General features: G+C 68.2%; 24 protein-coding genes and 2 pseudogenes. 10 read left to right on the top strand and 16 right to left on the bottom strand.

Going from position 1 to position 21,474, the window contains the following annotated elements:
• Positions 1-32: 32 nt before the first annotated feature.
• Genes EH231_RS23365 through sdhC form a run of 4 tightly spaced genes read right to left on the bottom strand, consistent with a single transcriptional unit; the run spans position 33 to position 3,462 of the window.
• On the bottom strand, positions 33-818 hold the full coding sequence (locus EH231_RS23365) for a succinate dehydrogenase iron-sulfur subunit (protein WP_090432495.1): 786 nt from the start codon (positions 816-818) through the stop codon (positions 33-35).
• The gene (gene sdhA / locus EH231_RS23360) at positions 818-2,572 is read right to left on the bottom strand and encodes a succinate dehydrogenase flavoprotein subunit (protein ID WP_090432497.1); all 1,755 of its coding nucleotides are present in this window, start codon (positions 2,570-2,572) and stop codon (positions 818-820) included. Before sdhA ends, EH231_RS23365 begins: the two co-directional genes overlap by 1 nt.
• Positions 2,573-2,575: 3 nt before the next feature.
• Positions 2,576-2,998 (bottom strand): succinate dehydrogenase hydrophobic membrane anchor subunit, encoded by a 423-nt coding sequence (locus tag EH231_RS23355; protein WP_003882378.1) that lies wholly within the window; start codon positions 2,996-2,998, stop codon positions 2,576-2,578.
• Positions 2,999-3,045: 47 nt separating this feature from the next.
• On the bottom strand, positions 3,046-3,462 hold the full coding sequence (gene sdhC / locus EH231_RS23350; protein ID WP_084621995.1) for a succinate dehydrogenase, cytochrome b556 subunit: 417 nt from the start codon (positions 3,460-3,462) through the stop codon (positions 3,046-3,048).
• Between the two features lie 214 nt (positions 3,463-3,676).
• Between sdhC and EH231_RS23345 the strand changes: the two genes are divergently transcribed.
• The 5 genes and pseudogenes from EH231_RS23345 (at position 3,677) to EH231_RS23325 (ending at position 7,493) form a co-directional block, all read left to right on the top strand.
• Complete coding sequence (locus EH231_RS23345) at positions 3,677-4,075, top strand: cytidine deaminase (RefSeq protein ID WP_164480994.1); 399 nt, start codon at positions 3,677-3,679, stop codon at positions 4,073-4,075.
• A gap of 58 nt (positions 4,076-4,133) precedes the next feature.
• Positions 4,134-5,423: a thymidine phosphorylase gene (locus tag EH231_RS23340; RefSeq protein ID WP_124713438.1), complete on the top strand. Its 1,290-nt coding sequence runs from the start codon at positions 4,134-4,136 to the stop codon at positions 5,421-5,423.
• A 125-nt stretch (positions 5,424-5,548) separates the two neighbouring features.
• Positions 5,549-6,010: pseudogene (locus EH231_RS23335) on the top strand (dienelactone hydrolase family protein); the annotation flags it as partial.
• A gap of 36 nt (positions 6,011-6,046) precedes the next feature.
• Positions 6,047-7,135 (top strand): adenosine deaminase, encoded by a 1,089-nt coding sequence (locus tag EH231_RS23330; protein WP_090432500.1) that lies wholly within the window; start codon positions 6,047-6,049, stop codon positions 7,133-7,135.
• A gap of 85 nt (positions 7,136-7,220) precedes the next feature.
• Positions 7,221-7,493: a hypothetical protein gene (locus EH231_RS23325; protein WP_090432502.1), complete on the top strand. Its 273-nt coding sequence runs from the start codon at positions 7,221-7,223 to the stop codon at positions 7,491-7,493.
• Here EH231_RS23325 and EH231_RS23320 read toward each other — a convergent pair.
• Positions 7,490-8,308, bottom strand: a complete 819-nt coding sequence (locus EH231_RS23320; protein ID WP_090432504.1) for an alpha/beta fold hydrolase — start codon at positions 8,306-8,308, stop codon at positions 7,490-7,492. The genes EH231_RS23325 and EH231_RS23320 overlap by 4 nt on opposite strands.
• A 45-nt stretch (positions 8,309-8,353) precedes the next feature.
• Positions 8,354-9,628, bottom strand: coding sequence for a protein export chaperone SatS (gene satS / locus EH231_RS23315; protein ID WP_090432506.1), 1,275 nt, complete (start codon positions 9,626-9,628; stop codon positions 8,354-8,356).
• 126 nt (positions 9,629-9,754) lie between these two features.
• Between satS and EH231_RS23310 the strand changes: the two are divergent.
• Positions 9,755-10,054, top strand: a pseudogene (locus EH231_RS23310) (zinc ribbon domain-containing protein); the annotation flags it as partial.
• 139 nt (positions 10,055-10,193) lie between these two features.
• Positions 10,194-10,328 (top strand): hypothetical protein, encoded by a 135-nt coding sequence (locus tag EH231_RS34640; protein ID WP_273545835.1) that lies wholly within the window; start codon positions 10,194-10,196, stop codon positions 10,326-10,328.
• A gap of 7 nt (positions 10,329-10,335) precedes the next feature.
• Here the strand turns inward: EH231_RS34640 and EH231_RS23305 are convergent, their stop codons facing one another.
• The 4 genes from EH231_RS23305 to EH231_RS23290 are packed head-to-tail and all read right to left on the bottom strand — an operon-like array spanning position 10,336 to position 13,139.
• Complete coding sequence (locus tag EH231_RS23305; RefSeq protein WP_090432508.1) at positions 10,336-11,403, bottom strand: NlpC/P60 family protein; 1,068 nt, start codon at positions 11,401-11,403, stop codon at positions 10,336-10,338.
• A gap of 2 nt (positions 11,404-11,405) precedes the next feature.
• Positions 11,406-11,711 (bottom strand): type VII secretion target, encoded by a 306-nt coding sequence (locus EH231_RS23300; RefSeq protein WP_234927061.1) that lies wholly within the window; start codon positions 11,709-11,711, stop codon positions 11,406-11,408.
• A gap of 46 nt (positions 11,712-11,757) precedes the next feature.
• The gene (locus EH231_RS23295; protein ID WP_090432921.1) at positions 11,758-12,492 is read right to left on the bottom strand and encodes an SDR family NAD(P)-dependent oxidoreductase; all 735 of its coding nucleotides are present in this window, start codon (positions 12,490-12,492) and stop codon (positions 11,758-11,760) included.
• Between the two features lie 20 nt (positions 12,493-12,512).
• Complete coding sequence (locus EH231_RS23290; protein WP_090432510.1) at positions 12,513-13,139, bottom strand: sigma-70 family RNA polymerase sigma factor; 627 nt, start codon at positions 13,137-13,139, stop codon at positions 12,513-12,515.
• A gap of 201 nt (positions 13,140-13,340) precedes the next feature.
• On the opposite strand from EH231_RS23290, the gene upp reads away from it, so the two are divergent.
• Entirely contained in the window at positions 13,341-13,964 is a 624-nt protein-coding gene (gene upp, locus EH231_RS23285; RefSeq protein WP_090432512.1) for a uracil phosphoribosyltransferase, read from the top strand.
• Here upp and EH231_RS23280 read toward each other — a convergent pair.
• Genes EH231_RS23280 through EH231_RS23270 form a run of 3 tightly spaced genes read right to left on the bottom strand, consistent with a single transcriptional unit; the run spans position 13,946 to position 17,526 of the window.
• The gene (locus EH231_RS23280; protein WP_090432514.1) at positions 13,946-15,454 is read right to left on the bottom strand and encodes a hypothetical protein; all 1,509 of its coding nucleotides are present in this window, start codon (positions 15,452-15,454) and stop codon (positions 13,946-13,948) included. The genes upp and EH231_RS23280 overlap by 19 nt on opposite strands.
• Before the next feature lie 12 nt (positions 15,455-15,466).
• A complete protein-coding gene (locus tag EH231_RS23275; protein WP_124713435.1) occupies positions 15,467-17,083 on the bottom strand; it encodes a phospho-sugar mutase in 1,617 nt (538 codons plus the stop codon).
• On the bottom strand, positions 17,080-17,526 hold the full coding sequence (locus EH231_RS23270; protein WP_090432517.1) for a MarR family winged helix-turn-helix transcriptional regulator: 447 nt from the start codon (positions 17,524-17,526) through the stop codon (positions 17,080-17,082). Before EH231_RS23270 ends, EH231_RS23275 begins: the two co-directional genes overlap by 4 nt.
• A gap of 109 nt (positions 17,527-17,635) precedes the next feature.
• Here EH231_RS23270 and EH231_RS23265 point away from each other — a divergent pair, with 109 nt between their 5' ends.
• Positions 17,636-18,754 (top strand): AbrB family protein, encoded by a 1,119-nt coding sequence (locus tag EH231_RS23265; RefSeq protein WP_090432519.1) that lies wholly within the window; start codon positions 17,636-17,638, stop codon positions 18,752-18,754.
• Here the strand turns inward: EH231_RS23265 and EH231_RS23260 are convergent.
• Together EH231_RS23260 and EH231_RS23255 are read right to left on the bottom strand one after the other, a co-directional pair.
• A complete protein-coding gene (locus EH231_RS23260; RefSeq protein WP_090432521.1) occupies positions 18,709-18,891 on the bottom strand; it encodes a hypothetical protein in 183 nt (60 codons plus the stop codon). The two genes, EH231_RS23265 and EH231_RS23260, sit on opposite strands and share 46 nt — an antisense overlap.
• Before the next feature lie 15 nt (positions 18,892-18,906).
• Positions 18,907-20,052: an FAD-dependent oxidoreductase gene (locus tag EH231_RS23255; protein WP_124713434.1), complete on the bottom strand. Its 1,146-nt coding sequence runs from the start codon at positions 20,050-20,052 to the stop codon at positions 18,907-18,909.
• A 100-nt stretch (positions 20,053-20,152) separates the two neighbouring features.
• Here EH231_RS23255 and EH231_RS23250 point away from each other — a divergent pair, with 100 nt between their 5' ends.
• Complete coding sequence (locus EH231_RS23250; protein ID WP_090432525.1) at positions 20,153-20,698, top strand: TetR/AcrR family transcriptional regulator; 546 nt, start codon at positions 20,153-20,155, stop codon at positions 20,696-20,698.
• Here EH231_RS23250 and EH231_RS23245 read toward each other — a convergent pair.
• Complete coding sequence (locus EH231_RS23245) at positions 20,695-21,474, bottom strand: purine-nucleoside phosphorylase (protein ID WP_241177793.1); 780 nt, start codon at positions 21,472-21,474, stop codon at positions 20,695-20,697. The two genes, EH231_RS23250 and EH231_RS23245, sit on opposite strands and share 4 nt — an antisense overlap.

Below are 21,474 nucleotides of genomic sequence, written 5' to 3'. Positions count from 1 at the left end.
CGCCCGCCAAGCAGAGTCGACGCCTGAGAGAATCAGCGCGCGAACATCAGCGCGCGCTTGACCTCCTGGATCGCCTGGGTCACCTGGATGCCACGGGGGCAGGCCTCGGTGCAGTTGAAGGTGGTGCGGCAGCGCCACACACCGTCGACCTCGTTGAGGATGTCCAACCGTTCGGCGGCAGCCTCGTCACGCGAATCGAAGATGAACCGGTGTGCGTTGACGATCGCGGCCGGGCCGAAGTACGACCCCTCGCTCCAGTACACCGGGCAGCTGGTGGTGCAGCACGCACACAGGATGCACTTGGTGGTGTCGTCGTAGCGGGCCCGGTCGGTGGCGCTCTGGATGCGCTCCTTGGTGGGCGGGTTGCCGCTGGTGATCAGGTACGGCTTCACCGCGCGGTAGGCGTCGAAGAACGGCTCCATGTCCACCACGAGGTCCTTCTCCACGGGCAGGCCGCGGATCGGCTCGATGGTGATGGTGAGCTGCTTGCCCGCCTTCTTGGGCAGCAGGTCCCGCATGAGCACCTTGCAGGCCAGCCGGTTCACGCCGTTGATCCGCATGGCGTCTGACCCGCACACACCGTGGGCGCAGGAGCGCCGGAAGGTCAGCGTGCCGTCCAGGTAGCCCTTTACGTAGAGCAGCAGGTTCAGCAGCCGGTCCGAGGGCAGGCAGGGAACCCGGAAGCTCTGCCAGCCCGCGGCGTCGGGGTTCTCGGGGTTGAACCGGGCGATCTTGAGGGTGACCATGACCGCGCCATCGGGGACGGGCGGCAGCTCCGGGTCGCCGGCTTCGGGCTTATCGATGACTGGGGCGCTCATCAGTACTTCCGCTCCATCGGCTCGTAGCGGGTCTGGACCACGGGCTTGTAATCCAGCCGGATATCGGAGAGCAGCTCGTTGCCCTCCTTGTAGGCCATGGTGTGCCGCATGTAGTTGGTGTCGTCGCGGTCGGGGTAGTCCTCACGCGCGTGCCCGCCGCGGGACTCCTTGCGGTTGAGCGCACCGACCACCGTCACCTCGGCCAGCTCCAGCAGGAAGCCCAGCTCGATCGCTTCGAGCAGGTCGCTGTTGTAGCGCTTGCCCTTGTCGTGCACCGTGATTCGGCTGTACCGCTCCTTGAGTGCGTGGATGTCGGTCAGCGCCTGCTTGAGCGTTTCCTCGGTGCGGAACACCGCGGCATTGTTGTCCATCGACTGCTGCAGGGCGGTGCGGATGTCGGCGACGCGCTCGTGGCCGTGCTCGGACAGGATGTCGCCGACCCAGCCCACGACCATCTCGGCCGGGTTCTCCGGCAGGTCGACGTGATTGTGGTTGGCGGCGTACTCCGCGGCGGCGATACCGGCGCGGCGGCCGAACACGTTGATGTCCAGCAGCGAGTTGGTGCCGAGGCGGTTGGCGCCGTGCACCGACACACACGCGCATTCACCGGCGGCGTACAGGCCCGGGATGACGTTGGTGTTGTCGCGCAGCACCTGGCCGTGGATCGTGGTCGGGATGCCGCCCATGACGTAGTGGCAGGTCGGGTAGACCGGCACCAGTTCGGTCACCGGGTCCACACCCAGGTAGGTGCGGGCGAACTCGGTGATGTCGGGCAGCTTGGCTTCCAGGACGTCCTCGCCGAGGTGACGCACGTCGATGTAGACGTAGTCCTTGTTCGGTCCGGCGCCGCGGCCTTCGAGTACCTCGAGCACCATCGAGCGGGCGACGATGTCACGCGGCGCGAGGTCGACGATGGTGGGGGCGTAGCGCTCCATGAAGCGCTCACCCTCACCGTTGAGCAGACGCCCGCCCTCGCCGCGCACGGCTTCGGAGATCAGGATGCCCAGGCCGGCCAGGCCTGTCGGGTGGAACTGGTGGAACTCCATGTCTTCCAAGGGAAGTCCCTTGCGGAAGATGATGCCCAGGCCGTCGCCGGTCAGCGTGTGGGCGTTGGAGGTGGTCTTGTACATCCGGCCCGAACCGCCGGTGGCGAAGACGATCGCCTTGGCGTGGAAGATGTGGATGTCACCGGTCGCCAGCTCGTAGGCGATGACGCCGGTGGCCACCGGGCCCGTCGGGGTGTCGGTCAGCGCGATGTCCAGCGCGTAGAACTCGTTGAAGAATTCGACGTCGTGCTTGACGCAGTTTTGGTACAGCGTCTGCAGGATCATGTGGCCGGTACGGTCGGCGGCGTAACAGGCCCGGCGCACCGGGGCCTTGCCGTGGTCGCGGGTGTGCCCGCCGAACCGGCGCTGGTCGATGCGGCCCTCGGGCGTCCGGTTGAACGGCATGCCCATCTTCTCGAGGTCCAGCACCGCGTCGATGGCCTCCTTGGCCATGATCTCGACGGCGTCCTGGTCAGCGAGGTAGTCGCCACCCTTGACGGTGTCGAAGGTGTGCCACTCCCAGTTGTCCTCTTCGACGTTGGCCAGCGCGGCGCACATGCCGCCCTGGGCTGCGCCGGTGTGGGATCGCGTCGGGTACAGCTTGGTCAGCACGGCGGTACGGACGCGCGGACCGGCCTCGACGGCAGCGCGCATGCCGGCGCCGCCGGCGCCGACGATGACGACGTCGTAGCGGTGTTCCTGAATCATTGGTTAGCCCCCAATATTCGGGTCGAAGGTGACCAGGACGTAGGTGCCCAGAACCAACGTGAACCCTGTCGCCAGCAGAAGCAGCGAATTCAGGTAGAACTTCGTGACGTTCTTACGGGCGTAGTCGCCGATGATGGTGCGCAGGCCGTTGGCCCCGTGGATCATCGCGAGCCACAGCAGGGCCATGTCCCAGATCTGCCAGAACGGGGAGGCCCAGCGCTGTGCGACGTAGTTGAAGTCGATGCGGTACACGCCGTCCTGCCACATCAGCATGATGAACAGGTGGCCCAGCGCCAGAAAGACGAGCGCGAGACCCGAGAACCGCATGAACAGCCAGGCGTACTTCTCGAAGTAGGGGATACCGCGGGGACGACGGGGCGCGCGCGGGTGGTCCAGCGCGGCCGGCCGGTCGTGCTCACGTTCCATCACCGGTGCCGGACGGCCCAACCGCGACTCGCCCGCTCCTGGCGCGCTCACAGGAACCGCTCCGCCATGTGCATACCGAGAACTCCTAGTGCTGCGATGAGGACCACGGCAAAGACGCCGACGGCGACCGCGAGCATCTGCCGCTGGTAGCGGGGACCCTGCTGCCAGAAGTCGATGAGGATGACACGGATGCCGTTCAGTGCGTGGAACAGCACTGCGGCGACCAAGCCCATCTCCATCAATCCGACGATGGGGGTCTTGTACGTCTCGATGACCTCGTTGTAGGCCTGCGGGCTCACCCGGACCAACGCGGTATCAAGGACGTGTACGAACAGGAAGAAGAAGATCGTGGCACCGGTAATACGGTGCAGCACCCAGGACCACATTCCCGGATCACCGCGATAAAGGGTGCGCCGTCGTGCTTTCCTGGGTTGCGGAGCCGGTACCTCCGTCTGAGTACTCATCGGGCCCTCCAACGCCATCGGTGGGACGTCTGGGACTGCCTGTTAATTAGCCCCAAACCTCGGGGCGACTCTAAACCCATTTGTAGTGGCGAACGAATTACGGTTGAGCAGTTCGACCCGCTAAACACGCAAAAGTTAGGCTTACCTATCTTAATGTGCGGGTCGGGAATTGGGGTTTCGGAATGCATTCAGAGCCTACGTCCGGGGTTGTCGCATGACGATCGACATCGACTGGAAACTATTGCGTAACAAGGCAATCGAAGTTTCAACCCGCGCCTATGCGCCTTATTCGGGCTTTCCGGTGGGGGCGGCGGCTCTGGTTGACGACGGCCGGATCGTGACCGGATGCAATGTGGAGAATGTCTCATATGGCCTAGGTCTCTGTGCCGAGTGCGCTGTGGCCTGTGCCCTGCATTCCGGGGGTGGTGGAAGGCTCGTCGCGCTGGTGTGTGTGGGCCCGGACGGGGGTCTGCTGATGCCTTGTGGACGCTGCCGACAGGTGTTGCTCGAACACGGTGGGCCGGAGCTGCTCATCGACCACCCGAGCGGCGCGCGACCGCTGCGCGAGCTGCTGCCCGACGCCTTCGGGCCCGATGATCTGATGCGCAGGTAAGGCCAAGTGGTCCAACAACTCCGGGCCCCGTTAGTTACCGGCGAGTAGGTTGACGGCCATGCCTCATCTCGACGCACCGACCGTCATCCGGACCAAGCGTGACGGCGGTGTGCTGTCCGACGCCGCAATCGACTGGGTGATCGACGGGTACACCCACGGCCGCGTCGCCGACGAGCAGATGTCGGCACTGCTGATGGCGATCTTCCTGAAAGGTATGGCACCGGCCGAGATCGCCCGGTGGACGGCGGCCATGGTCGACTCCGGAGAGCGCTTCGACTTCACCGATCTTCGTCGTGACGGAAAGCCGCTTGCCCTGGTGGACAAGCACTCCACCGGTGGGGTGGGGGACAAGATCACCATTCCGCTGCTGCCGGTCGTGATGGCCTGCGGTGCCAGTGTTCCGCAGGCGGCCGGGCGTGGGCTCGGGCATACCGGGGGAACACTCGACAAGCTGGAGGCGATCCCGGGATTCACCGCGGAGCTGTCGAAAGCCCAGATCCGGCAACAACTTCGGGATATCGGTGCGGCGGTGTTCGCGGCGGGCGAGCTGGCGCCGGCCGACCGCAAGATCTACGCGCTACGCGATGTCACCGGCACCACCGAGTCGTTGCCGCTGATCGCGAGTTCGGTGATGAGTAAGAAACTGGCCGAGGGCGCGCGCTCACTGGTCCTGGACGTCAAGGTCGGTCGCGGCGCGTTCCTCAAGACCGAGGCCGAGTCGCGTGAGCTGGCGTCCACCATGGTCGGCCTGGGCAATGCTAACGGAGTCCCGACCCGGGCCCTTCTGACCGACATGAACTGCCCGCTGGGCCGGACCGTCGGCAACTCGGTGGAGGTCGCCGAATCGCTGGAGGTCCTGGCCGGCGGCGGGCCGTCCGACGTCGTCGCGCTGACGCTGGCGCTGGCGACGGAGATGCTCGACGCGGCCGGCATCGACGGCGCCGACCCGGCGGAGACCCTGCGGGACGGCAGTGCGATGGATTGCTTCCGTGCGCTGGTGGAGGCCCAGGGCGGGGACCTGAGTCGCGAGCTGCCCATCGGGGCGGCCAGCGAGACCGTGACGGCCCCGCACAGCGGCTTCATGGGCGATCTCGATGCCATGGGCGTGGCGCTGGCGGCCTGGAGGTTGGGTGCCGGACGTGCTCAGCCGGGCGAACCGGTGCAGTTCGGCGCCGGCGTGCGGATCCACCGCACGCCGGGGGAGCCCGTGGCCGCGGGCGAGGCGCTGTTCACCCTGTACACCGAGACCGCTGAGCGGCTGCCCGCGGCGCTCGCCGAACTCGACGGCGCCTGGACGGTCGGCGATACCGCGCCCACCCGGCGGCCGTTGATCATCGACCGCATGTAGGTATCCACAACGCTCTGGCCAATCGGGTGCCCAGCTGCCAGGCACAGATGGTGCCCGACGACGATCTCTCGGATTTCCAACGGTCAGAGTTCACCCACCAATCCAAGACCCGCACCATATTTCGGCGTTGCGGCGGACCCGGCGTCGGCGCCGTCGGCATGTGCTTCACCGGTGGTTACGCCTTGGCAATGGCGACCGACGATGTCTTGCTCGCTCCGGTGCTGTCGCAGCCGTCGACGCCGATCGGGCTGACCGCCGGTCAACGCGGGTCGATCGACATCTCGGCGGACGACCTGGCCGTCGTCAAGCAACGCTGCGCCCGCGGCCTGACGGTGTTGGGGCTGCGCTTCACCGGCGGTCGGTTGGTGCCGCAGGAACGCTTCGGCTTCTTGCGCGAGCAGCTCGGTGACGCATTCATGGCGGTCGAACTCGACGATGCCGACGCCAACCCCGCCGCGACGATGTCGCCGCACTCAGTGCTCACCGAACACCTCATCGATGAGCCCGGGCAACGTACGCGAGCGGCGCTCGACCAGGTGCTCGACCTGTTTCGTCACCGATTATTGAGCGGGTCGCAGCCTGAATGATCGGTGCTGACCGCTCGCTGTGCGCATGATGGAGTGATGAGTACGCCGCTGAGTCTGGACAAGATCCAGCACGCTCCCAAGGCCCTGCTGCACGACCACCTGGACGGCGGACTGCGACCGTCCACCGTGCTCGACCTGGCCGGTCAGCTGGGCTATGACGATCTGCCGGCCACCGAGGTCGACGAGCTGGCCACGTTCTTCCGCACGGCCGCCCACAGCGGCTCGTTGGTGCGCTACCTGGAGCCGTTCGCCCACACCGTCGGAGTCATGCAGACCCCCGAGGCTCTGCACCGCGTCGCGTTCGAGTGCGTCGAGGATCTGGCCGCGGACAACGTCGTCTATGCGGAGGTCCGGTTCGCTCCCGAGCTGCACATCGATCGTGGACTGTCGCTGGACGATGTGGTCGACGCCGTGCTGGCCGGCTTCGCCGACGGAGAGAAGGCAGCCTCGGCCGCGGGGCGCACCATCACGGTGCGCTGCCTGGTCACCGCGATGCGCCATGCCGCCCGCTCCCGTGAGATCGCCGAGCTGGCAATCCGGTTCCGGGATAAGGGCGTTGTCGGCTTCGACATCGCCGGGGCCGAGGCCGGATACCCGCCCACGCGTCACCTCGATGCGTTCGAGTACATGCGAGGCAACAACGCGCGCTTCACGATTCACGCCGGTGAGGCGTTCGGCCTGCCGTCGATCCACGAGGCCATCGCGTTCTGCGGGGCGGACCGGCTCGGGCACGGGGTGCGCATCGTCGACGACATCACCGAACTCGACGACGGGACGCAGCAGCTGGGCCGGCTGGCATCCATCCTGCGCGACAAGCGAATTCCGCTGGAGATGTGTCCCAGCAGCAACGTGCAGACCGGGGCGGCGCCCAGCATCGCCGAGCACCCGTTCGACCGGCTGGCACGGCTGCGGTTCCGCGTGACGGTCAACACCGACAACCGACTGATGAGCGACACCACCATGAGCCAGGAGATGCTGCGGTTGGTCGAGGCATTCGGCTACGGCTGGAGCGATCTGGAGCGGTTCACCATCAACGCGATGAAGTCCGCCTTCATCCCGTTCGACGAACGCCTCGCGCTGATCGACGAGGTGATCAAACCCCGGTACGCGGTGCTGGTCGGCTGAGTCACCGCGTTGGCCAAATCGCCGCGCCGGGGCAGGCATTGGCTCAGGATGTAGGGGTAACAGCGGTGGTCCACGAGGAGTAGCCATGACCAGACCCATCACAACCGTGTTGTCAGGTGCAGTTCTGGCCTGCTCCGCGGTATTCCTACCGGTCGTCGTGGCTCCCCACGCCGGTGCCGACGTATGTGCCGGGGCCGACGGTCGCCACTTCTCCGCCGGTGGATGCACGAACGTCGCCGGCGACGTCGCCACCGGCGCTGCCGTCGCGGCGGCACACGTGCCGTACGTGCCCGGAGAGGTCCCGTGCTACACCGTCGAGGGCGTGCCCTACTTCACGCCGCCCGGCGACCCCTGCTAGACCGGTTCGCCGCGCAGCGCAGCACGTAGCGCGTCGGCGAAAGCCCCTGGGGCGACCATGAATCCACCGTGGTCACCCGGGAACATCACCGGACGCGTACCCAACAGATCGGCGAGCGCAGTCGTCGTCCGCTGGGTCAACAGGTGCCCCGATTCCTCGCCGAGCCCGAGCAGCACCCGCCCGTTCTTCAGCACCTCGAGGTCGGGCAGGTAGCGGGTGGTGGCCCGCAGTTCGTGGGTGAAGAAGTGCGCCGCGTCGCGCAGCTCCTGATCACTCGGCGCGGGCATCTCCGGCCTGCCGCTTGGCATGTCGAAGCCCGCGTTGGCCATGAACTTCGCCCATGCCGCGAACATCCCGTCGCGGGAGAACGTGGCGATGATGTCGTCGGTGGCGGCACGCTGCTCGGCGGCATCGGGCAACAACTCGAGCAACGGAGGCTCGTGCGCCACGAGGGTGCCCACCCGGTCGGGGTGTCTGGCCATCAAGGCCAGCCCTGTCACCGCACCGCCGGACGAGCCGAACACATCGGCTGAGGGAGCGTCGAGGTCATCGAGGATCGCCGCGACGTCATCGGCCCGCAGTTCCGGCGTCGAGTCCCGCTCGGGATCGTCGAGAGGACTGCCTGCCACGCCGCGCGGGTCGGCGGTCACGACGGTGTGGTCACCGGCCAGTGCGTGTGCCAGCGGCGCGAACTCGGCTGCCGCCATCGGGGCGCCGAGGATCAGCAACAACGGGCCGGTCCCACGCACCTCGTAGTGCAGGCGGGCGCCGGGAACCGTGACGGTGTGAGTGGAGAGGCTGGTCGATGCGGTCATGAGTGGTCTGACCGCTTCCGCGGCCAGAACTCATCGCCCCAACGGCTACTCCGCCCGCAGGCGCGACTCCACGAAACGCTCCAGCGCCTCCCACTGCTCGACGGCCTCGGCGTAGGGGGCCTCGGGCTGGCGGGCGTTCTCGTCGCCGAGGACGTAGTTCACGAACTTGCCGAGCGCCTTGGTGCCCGCCAGGGTCTCGTCGACCGTCTTGTCCTCGGAGTAGTCGCTGACGTCGCGCAGCAGCTCGACGGCCAACTCCAACTGGTCGTGGTCGACCGCGTCGGGTCCGTCGGCGATGTCGTCGGAGATGCCGCTGAGGACGTAGATGTTCTCCTCGGCGACGTCCACCCGCAGCGAACCGTCGGTGGCGGCGGTCCTGATGTCGTCGTAGGTGGCCAGGTCCGACAGGTCGTGGTCGTGTTCGTCGGCCAGGTAGCGGGCCAGTGCGCGCTCGGAGCTGAACACGCTGATGCGACCGTTGCGGCCGAGGAAGACCGGATCGTCGTCGAGGTAGCAGCGCAGGGTGTAGACGGTGCCCGAGCCGGTCATGATGCGCACCGGGTCGATACCGACCTTCTGCCAGAAGTCCTCGTCGCCACCGAGGACGGCGGTGTCGGCAGCGCTGCGCACAGGCTCGACTGAGTCCGCGGTGTCGTCCTCGTCGTCGCCCTCTGCGGCGTCGGTGTCAACCGCGTCCTCGTCCTCGTCCTCCTCCGGCGCCGGCTCCTCGAGCTCGGCCTCGGCCTTCTTGACCGCGTCGGCGTCGAGTTCCTCGGGAATGGTGACGATCTCGTCGATGGCGTCGAGCACGCCGTCCCAGCCGCGGGCGACCACGGCTTCGATCTCGGCCCAGCGCTTGCGTCCGGAGCGACCGGTGAAACCTTCCAGCCCGCCACCCACGGTGCCGAGGACGGGGTTGCCGTTGAAGAACTTGCTGATGGCCGCCAGTTCGCACACCGAGCCGAGCGACGACACCACCACCAGGGTGCGGTGCAGGCTCGCGACGGACTCCTCGGTCGGCTTGTCGGCGACCAGGTCGGGCACCCCGACGACGTCGTACTCGCGATCCTCCGACGGCTGCAGCTTGTGCGCATTGGCTGCGGTCAGCTTGTCCCACGCCGGGTGGTCGGCCAGGTCGTTGTCGGTGTTGGTGCGGACGAAGGCCGCCAGGTCGGCGACCGATTCGAACGCGTAGAGGGCGTCACCCTCGCCCAAGAAGGCCTCCCACTCGTCGCCGGCATCCCGCCAACGCGGAGCCCACAGTGTGTAAAGGTCGCCCTTGGTCAGCCCGAGCCGGACCGGCACGATGTCAGCAGCCATGCGGCACAGCCTAATGGGGTGCCCTGGACGCCAGTCAGGTTGTCTCCCCTTCGGGGCGCGGTTCGGTGGTGCCGGGCCGAGTTCGAATCTGCGGACACGGCTGACCTGCGGTGAAACAATATCGGCGTGGTCGAGGTCGGGGACCGCGAACCGGCAGCCGCCGATCTCTCCTGCGGGGCATGCGGCGCTCAGGTAGGTGCGACCGCCAAGTTCTGCAGTCAGTGCGGTGCGCCGATCGTACGCACGGCGCAGTTGGCCGAGTACAAGCAGGTCACTGTGTTATTCGCCGACGTCGTGCACTCGATGGACATCGCTGCCGCGGTGGGTGCCGAACGCCTGCGCGAGATCATGACCGACTTGGTGGTGCGGTCAGCGGCGGTGGTGCGCCGCTACGGCGGCACCGTCGGCAGTTTCACCGGCGATGGGGCACCCCGACCACAGCTGTTGTCGCGGAGGCACTGATCGATGGTGCGGCCGAGGGCGATCTCGCCGCAGCCGAAGCCGTGATCGATCGGTTGGCCGCCGCGCCGGCCGACGACGCACTGGGGTCCGCGACATCTGGCTGTTGCGGGTACGCGCACTACTGGCCAGGGCGCGCGGCGACGAGGCCACCTACGGCGACTATCGGGAGCGCTATCGCACGATGGCGACACAGCTGGACTTCGGAGGACACATCGCGCTCGCCACGGCGATGCCGTGACGCTCACTCACACCGTGGGCCGCCAGAATCCCTGAAAGCCCTGACCGGCGTTCGTGGTTCGGACGGGTGACAGCTTCACCGGATCGCCGGCTTCGATCATCGTGTTCGCGCCGACGATCATCGCGACGTGCCCGTCCCATACCGCCAGATCGCCCGGCCGTAGCGTTCCGGGTGACACCGCCTTGCCGATGTCCTGCTCTTGGGCAAGCCGTGGAATGTCCAGTCCGGCTTCGTGATAGGCCCACTGGGTGAGCCCGCTGCAGTCCAGGCCGACGCCCGGTGTGGTGCCGCCCCAGCGGTAGGGCACCCCCAACTGGGTGAGCGCGTGCCGTACCGCGCTGGCCGCCACGGTATTGGGTGCCACGGCCGTGCTGCCGTCGGGCAGCCGCACCGCCACGCCGTCGCCGAACATGCCCGGGTCGCGTAGCCCGACCGCGGCTTCGGCGCGATCACCGCTCGAGGCCGCCGGGAGATCTGCCGTCGCACCCCAAGACCGCCCGGCCGAGGCCGGCGCGATACCGCCGGAGCCTGCCGAGAACCCCGCTGAGGCCGGGCGCATTCCGGCCGCCGGCGAACCGGCGGCCGGGGCGGCAACCGCACCCGTCTGACGGTCCAGTTCGGCACGAAGTTCGTCGACGACGGCCGAGGCCTCGGACACCGCGCGTCGCGCCTCGGCCTGCAACTCTTGGGCCACGCCCGGTTCATCGAGGTGAGGGGTCAGTGCCGCGGCCCGTTCCTCGAAGTGGTCGATGATCGCCTGCAGCCGGGACCGGGCCTGCGCCACAGCCGAACCCGCGTCCCGGGCCGCGGCGCTCAAAGTCTCCGCCCGCAAGGCCAGGCCCGTGACTTCCGCCGCGGCGTCCGAGGCGAAGTCCGCAGCCGCCGTCGCCGATGTGCCCGACCAATCGCCCGCGGCGCGGTCCCATGACCGCACGAGCGCGACGGCGATATCCGACAGGGCGGCGTGCGCTCCGTCCAGTGCGGACGCGGCGGGGTTGTCGGCCGGCCAGCCGCTACCGACCAGATCCCGCAGCTGGTAGAGCGGCGCTGCCAGCGCCATGGTGGAGGCGGGCACGGCTACACCCGCGGCAACAGCTGAGCGGCCCGCTGACCGGCGGCCTCGTAGCCGGCGGCGGTGTTCCCGGCGCTGACAGCTCCAGCGCCGGTACAGGCACCCAGCGCCGCGACCGCAGCGCTGTGGGCGCCGACGGCCTCGGCGAAGGCGGCCGCGAATCGATCGCCTATCGGACCGAGAGCAGCCCCCGGTGACGGAATCGACCGCAGAGCAGCGGCCACGGCGCTGAGATCGGCGGCATGCGCGTTGAGGGCATCGCCAAGGGTGCGGATGGCCGCCATGTCGGCGCGCAGGGTTTCGGCGGGCATGTGGTTAGGACGCCCGCCGGACCCGATCGGTTCCCCTGATCTGTCTTCAGATCGCGGTGCCGCCACCGTCCGCGTGCAGCGTCGAGCCGGTGATGAACGCCGCGCGCGGTGAAGACAGGAACAGCACCGCGTGGGCGATTTCTTCGGGAGCGGCGGTGCGGCCCAGCGGCAGGGCGCGGCCGAGTTGCTCGTTGGTGTCACCCCATTGGGCCTCGACGCCTTCGGTGCGGGTCGGCCCCGGTGCCACACTGTTGACCCGCACGCCGCCGGAACCGAATTCGGCGGCCCAGGTGCGGGTCAGCGATTCGACGGCCGCCTTGGAGGCGCTGTAGGCCGAGGCGCCGGGCACCCCTTTCGACGCGACCATCGAGGTGACGTTGACGATGCTGCCGCGGCCGCGGTCGAGCATGCCGCCCACCAGTTGGGCCACCAGGAAGTAGGTGCCGCGCACATTGGTGTCGAAGGTCTGCTCGAACGAGGCGACGTCCTGGTCGACAGTGAGTGCGCCGGGAAAGGCGGCTGCGTTGTTGACCAGGATGTCCAGCTGATCACATTGCCGGGCAAGCGATTGCACCGAATCCAGGTCGGCGAGGTCGGCGCCGATGAATCGGACGTCGCCGCCGAGTGCGGCCGCGGCGTCACGTCCCCGCTGTTCGTCCCTTCCGGTGATGGTCACCGCTGCGCCCGCCCGGGCCAGCAGGTCGGCGCAGGCCAGCCCGATGCCGGCGGTGCCTCCGGTGACCAGCGCGCGGTACCCCGTGAGTTCTGCTCCGGATTCCATTGCGTCCTTCCGTTGTTCGGTCATGCGACGCGTCGGGTGTCGTCGCCTTCGTGTGTCGGCGAGAGGTCGTCGGTGAAGTCGCTCAAAGCCGCCCTCAGGCGTTCGCGGCTGCGAGAGATGCGCGACATCACCGTTCCCACCGGGATTTCCATGAGTGCAGCGGTTTCGGCGTAGGTGAAGCCCTCGATGTCGGCGTAGTACAGGACCGTTCGGAACCCCTCGGGCAGCGTCAGCACCGCATCCCGGATCCGGTCGTCGCAGAACACGTCGAGCGCCCGGTCCTCGGCGGAACGCTCCGCGGTCGTGGAGTGGAGTGCGTTGCCGAACATGTCGCTGTCGGTGATCTCGGCGACCGCGAAGGTATCCGGACGGCGCTGCTTCATCCGGTGCGCGCTGATCCACCGGTTGTGCAGGATGCGGAACAGCCAGGCCCGCAGGTTGGTACCCGGCTCGAACCCCCGGAATCCGGTGTACGCGTTCATCAGTGTGTCCTGGACCAGATCTTCGGCGTCGGCATGGCTGTGCGTCAGTCGCCGCGCGGTGCGCAACAGGACGGTGTGGAACGGCATGGCTTCCCGGACGAACCTGGCAGCCAGTTGCTCGTCAGACTCGGCGCTGAGGTCCCCGGCGCCGATGCTGAGGGTCATCGGGCGGGTGCGACATCGGTCGACGGGGCGGCTGCGACTTTCGTCATGATCAGATCTCCAGAGTCAGGGAAAGAATGAGCGTCATTTCAGACTGGTTCGTAGAACTCCGCGGCGGACCCTTGAAAACCCGTAGTCCGTGGTCCGTGGAACCGTGCCCGGATCCACCTGCACGGCAGCGGCGCCGACCGTTAAGGTCAGCGCATGGATGTACGCGTCGTCGACCACCCCCTGGCCGCCGCGCGGCTGACCACGCTGCGGGATGAGCGGACCGACAACGCGGGGTTCCGCGCCGCATTGCGTGACCTGACCCTCATGCTGGTGTACGAGGCGACCCGGGACGCGGCATCCGAGCAGATCGCGGTGCGTACCCCGGTGACGGACACCACCGGTTCGCGATTGGCCAACCCACCGCTGCTGGTCCCGGTGCTACGGGCCGGGCTGGGGATGGTCGACCAGGCGCACGCCCTGATCCCCGAAGCGCAGGTGGGTTTCGTCGGGATGGCGCGCGACGAGACGACACATCAGCCGACGCCGTACCTGGCCTCGCTGCCCGAAGACCTGAGCGCGCGGTCGGTGTTCGTGCTCGACCCGATGCTGGCGACCGGTGGGTCGATGGCCTACACCATCGAGCTGCTGCGGGAACGCAACGCCGTCGACATCACCGCGGTGTGTGTGGTGTGCGCGCCGCAGGGGATCGCCGCGATAGAGAAGGTCGCCCCCGAAATGCGGCTGATCACCGCGACCATCGACGAAGGCCTCAACGAAGCTGCCTACATCGTCCCGGGACTCGGGGACGCGGGGGACCGTCAGTTCGGCCCGCGCTGAGGCGCTGCCGTCAGGTAGGGCCGGGACAGCACCAGTGCCGCCGCGGTGGTGAGCACGAGCACGTACACCGGCAGCAGATGGATGAACGTTGTGTAGCCGATCGCGTAGTGCACGGCCAGCGCCGGCAGCGTGCCCGTCACGAACCCGATCAGCAACGTCCACCACACCCAGCGTTCGCCCCTGCGGAATCCCCACATCGCGATCAACACGATGGCAAGCCCCGAGCCGATCAGGGCGCCCCCGAATCCGGCCCGGTCATGGGCGATGAAGCTGACCAGCTGCGGGTCGGCGGTCCGTAGTGCCGCGCCGTGCGTGTGCATGTAACCCAGGTCGGTGGACACGAACACGTCGGTCAAGCCGACGAACGAGATGGTCGCCCCGGCCACGGCGAGCCCGCCGCCCAGGCCGATGAACAGAAGCTGGCCCCACAGCGCGCGCCGGCGCTGCGACTCCGGACCGTCCGGCAGTGACGGCCATCGGGGTGGGGACGGTTGGTTCCACACCGCGGCGAGCAGCATCGGGAACAGGGTCACCACCACCAGGGTGTGCAAGGGATCGACGAAACCTGTTCCGACGAAATAGAACAACGTGAGAAACGCGACCAGCCCAGAGATCAGCAGGGCATTGCGGGCCCACACCTGGCCACGCCTGATACCGCCCCAGCACAATCCGGCGTACAGCACGCCGAGGCCGATCATGTTGCCCGCCATGCTGATCCGGTCATGCTGGATGAAATGCACCAGGTTGTCGTTGATCCGGCGCAGGTCATCGACGCCGAGGCCGAGATAGGACCGGTCATAGCTCAGCAGCACCGGCCCGAGAGTGATGGCGCCCGCGCCCATACCGGCCACGATCAAGCCCAGCCCGGCCAGCACACCCCACAGCCACCCTGGCCAGCGGAACGGGTTGAGTCCGACATCGGCCAGGCTGGGTGGCTGTGTCGTCGTCTGCGAGGCTGCCTCGATCACCCGGTTGAACCAGCCAGGTCCGGTGGCCAGCAGCACATTGGGCCGCGCCAGCACGATGCCCGAGCCGTCCCGCAGGGCGGTGACGGCGGCGGCCACGTCCGGATCGGTCAGATAGCGGGTGTCGATCGCAGATCCGATGGCCACCTCGTCGACGTCGTGGACAAGCAGTTCGCCGACCGTGGCGGAGTCCACCCTGGCGACGACCCGGCAGCGCCGACCCGCTGCGGCCCGCCGGACGGTTTCGACGTCCGCGGTTGTGACCGGAGCGATCTCGATGATGCCGGCGCCCTGGACCGGCAACACCAGGACGGCGTCGCGAGCCACGGACGGCGGGACCACCGCACCGAACCGGCCGACCCACCCGGCCGGGACCGGTGGGTGATCGAACACCCGCGGAATCCAGCGGTACCCGCCCGCCTGGACCAGCATCGCCAGGAGTCTCAGCGCCCAGCGCTGGGTGCGCCGTTCCCCGATGACCGCGGACGCGATGGGGCGAAGCGGTTGATAAGTCCAGTCTGGCATGAAGGTTCGGTGCTACCAGCGCGCCGCGGCGTCGGCGAGGTCCTGACTGAGCTTCTGGGCATGAGCCCGGGCGGTATTCAGATCATCGGTCGGTGCGCAGCGGACTTCGGTGTAGGACTTGAGTTTCGGCTCGGTCCCCGATGGGCGCACCACCACCCGGACCGACGCGCCCGCGTCGCTGCCGGTGAGGATCAGCGCGTCGGTGCGCTGCTGCCCGCGTCGCTCCAGCAGATCCTCGACGGTGACGGCGATGCCGGCCAGCTCGGTCGGCGGGTCGGAGCGCAAGCGCGCCATCGCCGTCTCGGCGTCGTCGACGTGGCGGCTGACCGCACCGGTGACGTGCACGCCGTGCACCTTGGCCAGGGAATCGAGGGCATCGAGCATCGTGCGGCCCTGATCGCGCAATGCGGCCACCAGATCGCAGGCCAGGATCGCCGCTGTGATCCCGTCCTTGTCGCGTACCGAGGCGGGGTCGACACAGTGCCCGATCGCCTCTTCGTAGGCGTAGACCAGGGTGGTGCCGGGTGTTTGGGCGCGGGCCAGCCATTTGAATCCCGTGAGGGTTTCGGCGTGCCGGGCTCCGTGCGACGCGGCGATGGAGGCCAGCATCCGGGAGGACACCACCGTGCTCGCCACCAGGGCCGCTTCGCTGACCGGCCCGGGCTCGAGTTGGGACAGGATGTAATCGCCCAACAGCCAGCCGGTTTCGTCGCCGCTGAGCATGCGCCACCCATCCGGTCCCGGAACCCCGACGGCGCACCGGTCGGCATCGGGATCCAGTGCGATCGCGATCTCGGCGTCGACGTCGTCGGCCAGGGCCAGCAGTGCGTCGACCGCGCCGGGTTCCTCGGGGTTGGGGAAGCTGACGGTGGGGAAGTCCGGGTCGGGGTTGAACTGTTCCTCGACCACATGCACGTCGTCGAAACCGGCCAGGGCCAGTGCGTCAAGGGCGTATTCGCCGCCGACGCCGTGCAGCGGGGTCAGGGCGACCCGCACGGAACCGGTGCTGCGGCGCACCCGCGCGGCCCGTTCCAGGTAGCCGTAGATCTGCTTCCGGCCGCTGGTTTCCACTGCGGCCCTGCGGATCTCGTCGGCGTGCGGAGCCCGGGCCACTGCGGCCTCGATCTCACGGTCCGCGGGGGAGATGATCTGCATACCGCCGTCGAGAAACACCTTGTAGCCGTTGTCCGTCGGGGGATTGTGCGATGCCGTGATCTGGATGCCGGCCGCCGCGGGCAGGTGCCGCACGGTGTACGCGACCACCGGAGTCGGGACCGACGCCATCATGAGCAGGACGTCGAAACCCTCGGCGGCAAGCACTTCGGCGGCGGCGAGGGCGAATTCGTCGGACTGGTGCCGAGCGTCGCGGCCGACCACCACGTGCGACCCGCCCAGGCACCTGTCCTTGAGGACCTGGGCCAGCGCCCATGTGGTGCGCAGGACGACGGCCAGGTTCATCGCATCGGGCCCACCCCGTAGGGGTCCGCGCAACCCGGCGGTGCCGAAGGTCAACGGATGGCTGAACCGGCGGTCGAGCTCATCGGGACTGCAGGCGGACAGTTCGGCCGCCGTCCGCGGGTCGGGGTCATGTGCGATCCAATCGGCGGCGGCGGTCGCGACGGAGGTCATGATCCAAGTGTGCCCGCAGCGGCGTCCGCGTACGCCAGCTTGCGCAGGACCGGTGCCACCAGCATCAGCAGATCGAACTCCAGATCCGTCAGGTTCTCCCGCATGGTCGCGTGCAGCCAGGCGTCCCGTTCGGCGCGGTCGGCCTGCAGCAACGCCGTACCTTCTGCGGTGATCTCGATGAGCTGACGGCGACGGTCGTTGTCGTCGGGCCGCCGGGCGATCAGGCCACGGCGGACGAGTTCGTTGATGCTGTCGGTCAGCGACTGGGCCCGCACGTGCAACCGGGCGCCCATCTCGGCTGGAGTGGTGGTTCCGCTGCGACTGGCCTCGCCGAGAAGCTCCAGCTGGCTCAAGGTCAGGCCGTGATCTGGACGGTGCCGCCGCATCTGGCGGGTCACCGCCATCATCGACTCACGCAGTTCAGTCGCTGATGTTGCAGCCATAGACAAGTTATACCTTGGTATTGTCGCATATCGCGCCACTAATCACCGCCCCGGGCACGTAAAGTGCAAAGGTAGCCCTTATTATTTCAATAGGAGGTGCCAGAAGGGGATGACGCGGATTCTGCGGTGGGTGCTGCTGGTCATCGCGACTGTCGCCGTCACCGTCCCGCTCGATCTCGTCGGCGTTCCCTCGGCCGCCCTGTTCGCTGGGCTGGTGGTGGGCGTCGCACTGGCCCTGGCCTCGCTGGCACCGGACCGGATGCCGCCGCCTGCCGGGGTGATCGCCCAAGGAGTGCTGGGTGTCTACATCGGCACGATGGTCCATCAGGACGCCGTCGGCGCGCTCCGCTCGGACTGGCTGATCGTGCTCGTGATCTCCGTGGCCACGTTGCTGCTCAGCGTGCTCGCCGGTGGATTGCTCGGCTTTCACCGCGATGTCAGCCCGCTGACCGGGTCACTGGCGCTGGTCGCCGGTGGCGCGTCGGGGCTGGTGGCCATCGCCCGCGAACTCGGCGGTGACGATCGCGTCGTCTCCGTCGTCCAGTACCTGCGGGTGGCGCTCGTCACCGCGACCATTCCGCTCGTGGTGACCCTGGTGTTTCATGCCGATCGGTCGCATCCGGCAGCCAACCCGGCCGGGTCTCCGAATCAAACCGATTCGGCACCTTGGTATCTCAGCCTGGTGATGTTGGCCGCCATCGTCGCTGTCGGCGTCGTCGGAGGGCGCTGGGCCAAGCTGCCCGGCGCCGGGCTCCTGGGCCCGCTGGCACTGACGGTGGCACTACAACTCACCGGTCTGTCGTTCGGGCTCACGGTCCCGGTGCTGTTGGTGCAGGCGGCCTACATGGTGATCGGCTGGCAGGCCGGCGTCGCCTTCACTCGCGAATCACTTCGCGCGATCGGGCGGATCCTTCCGCTGGCGCTCACACTGATCGTGGTGCTCGGCGCGGCCACCGCAGGCCTCGGCGTGGTGCTGGCCAATGTCACCGGGATGACCCAACTCGAGGGCTACCTCGCAACCAGCCCCGGTGGGGTCTACGCGGTGTTGGCCACCGCGGTCGAAACCGGTTCCAATGTCACCTTCATCATCGCCGCCCAGGTGCTGCGGGTCCTGCTGATGCTGTTCGCGGCGCCGCTGATGGCCAGGGTGATGGCCCGGATGGGCAGGCGGCGCAGCCTGCATCACGGCCCGCGGGATGAAGAACCGGTCGCCGCCGTCCGGCGGTAGATGATCGGCTGGGCCGCCACGTCGTTGGCCTTGAAATTGGCCAGCACGAACGACCGGAACGTGCGACGGAACAGCCCGTTGTCCGCCGGTTGGATGAGCCGGACCGGTACTGCGAGTTGACCATTGACGAGCTTCATCAGCTTCTCCTCTGCTCAACGTCGGTTCAGGCCGGACAACCGCCAGGCCAGCGCCCTGCGGATGGCGGGCAGCTGGCCGGCCATGCGCATGACGCGATTGCGGATGGGGCGGCGGCGGGCCGATGCGGTGGCGAGTTCGGTGAGCCGGCTGGTCATCGTGACCACGCCGCGTGCGGCGCGGCGCCGGGTGGCGGCGTACTCGTCGAGCAGCGCTTCGTCGGCCCCGGTGTCCAGCACCTGCGAGAGGTGTTCGCCCAGGATGACGGCATCCTCGATACCGAGGTTCATGCCCTGTCCGCCGGCGGGCGAGTGCACGTGCGCCGCGTCGCCCGCCAACAGGATGCGGTTGTCGCGGAATGCGTCGGCGATCCGGTGATGCACACGGAAGCGCGATCCCCAGGCGACTTCCTCGACCACCGCCGGTCGCGACACCGGGCCGCGCTCGTCCAGCAGTGACTGCACGAACGCGATGTCGGGGTGCTGCGGCGCCTCGTCCACCGTGGCGACGATGCGGTACAGCCCGTCGGGCAAGGGTGCGACCACCACCAGCCCGGCCGGCGAGAAGTACAGGATGACCTCGTCGGCCGGCACACCGCCGGACAGGCGGACATCGGCGAGTGCGAACGATTCGCCGTACGTGCCGCCGCTGAACGCGATACCGGCCTGGTCCCGGACCGTGCTGTGCATGCCATCGGCACCGACCAGATACCTGGCCAGGATCTGCTCGCCGGCGGCGAACGTGGCGATCGCGTACTCGGCCGTCTGCCGGATCCCGCTCACCGACGCGGGGCGGATGACCTTGCCGCCCAATTCCTCCAGCCGGTTGAGCAGGAACGCCTCGGTGTCGGCCTGGGAGATCATCAGCGTGTACGGGTAGCGGGTCGGCAGCTCGTGAAACGGCACCGCGATCAGGAGATCGTCTCGGTCCCGGATGGTGAAGGTCGGGGTGTGGACGCCCCGTGCGAGTTCGTCGACCACACCGTAGGGCTCCAGCAATTCCAGGGTCCGGGGGTGGACCACGGCGGCCCGGGAGGTGTTGGCGCCCTCGGCTTGGCGGTCCACGACGGTCACGTCGTGGCCGCGCTGGACGAGCACGATGGCGGCGGTCAGGCCGACGGGCCCGGCTCCGTCGATCAGGACGTCTGTAGTGGTCGTTTGCATCTCTGACTCCTTTGTCAACAACTGTTGGTCAACAACTGTTGACATCAACTTAGGAGCCTTCCGGCACGATGTCAACGGTTGTTGGCCTACACTTGTTGGCATGCGACGACCGGCAGCTGAGACCAAGTCCGTCATCCTCGCCGCGGCCCGTGAGCGATTTGCCGCCGACGGGTACGAGCGGGCCACCATCCGGGCCATCGCAGCGGATGCCGCCATCGATCCGTCGATGGTGATGCGCTACTACGGCAACAAGGAGCGGCTGTTCGCCGCGGCCGCCGAGTTCGATCTGGAACTACCCGATCTGACCCGGGTGCCGCGCGAAGAGGTCGGTGCCGCGCTGGCCGCGCACTTCCTCGAACGCTGGGAGCGGGACGAAGCGCTGTTGATCCTGCTGCGGGCCGGCGTGACCAACGAAGCCGTCGCGGAACGGATGCGCACGATCTTCGCCGCACAACTCGCGCCGGTCATCGCCGAAACCACGGGCAACGCTCCCGACACCCCGGTACGGGCCAGCCTCGCGGCGTCGCAGGTGCTCGGGATGGCGTTGTGCCGCTACGTGCTGGAATTCCCGCCCTTGGTGTCGATGCCCCGGCAGCGGGTCGTCGACTGGATCGGGCCCACGCTGCAGCGGTATCTGGTCGGCTAGATCTGTTCGATCACCGAACGCAGGAGCGCACCCATCCGGGTCGCGGACCGACGCCCGGCCTCGAGCACCTCGGTGTGGCTGAGCGGCTCACCCGTCATCCCGGCGGCCAGGTTGGTCACCATCGAGATTCCCAGTACCTGCAGACCCGCGGCCCTGGCGGCGATCGTCTCGTGCACCGTCGACATACCGACCAGGTCGGCGCCCAGGGTGCGCAGCATCCGGATCTCGGCCGGGGTCTCGTAGTGCGGGCCCGGCAACCCGGCGTAGACGCCCTCGGCCAGAGAAGGGTCGATGTCCCGCGCCAGAGCCCGCAGCCTGGGGGAGTAGGCGTCGACCAGGTTGACGAACTGCGCCCCGACCAGCGGAGACCGTGCCGTGAGGTTGAGGTGGTCGCTGATCAGGACCGGCTGGCCGACCTGGTAGTCGGCGCGCAGGCCGCCGGCGGCGTTGGTGAGCACCACCGTGGACACGCCCGCGGCCGCCGCGGTCCGCACCGGATGCACCACATGCTGCAGGTCGTGGCCCTCATAGGCATGGATACGTCCGGCCAGCACCAGGATCCGATGGTCGCCGATGCGCACCGAGTGCACCTGGCCGCCGTGCCCCTCCGCGCTCGGCGGCGTGAAGCCCGGGACGTCGGCCATCGGCACTGATGCGACCGGGTCACCGAGCTCGGCCACCGCGGGCGCCCAACCCGAGCCGAGCACCACCGCGACATCGTGGCGTTCGACGCCGGTGCGTTCTGCGATGGCGGCGGCTGCCAGGGAATCGGTCAC

Origin of the sequence: Mycolicibacterium nivoides (assembly GCF_003855255.1) — a bacterium.
Lineage (GTDB): Bacteria > Actinomycetota > Actinomycetes > Mycobacteriales > Mycobacteriaceae > Mycobacterium > Mycobacterium nivoides.
This window is presented reverse-complemented; position numbering and strand designations above follow the sequence as displayed.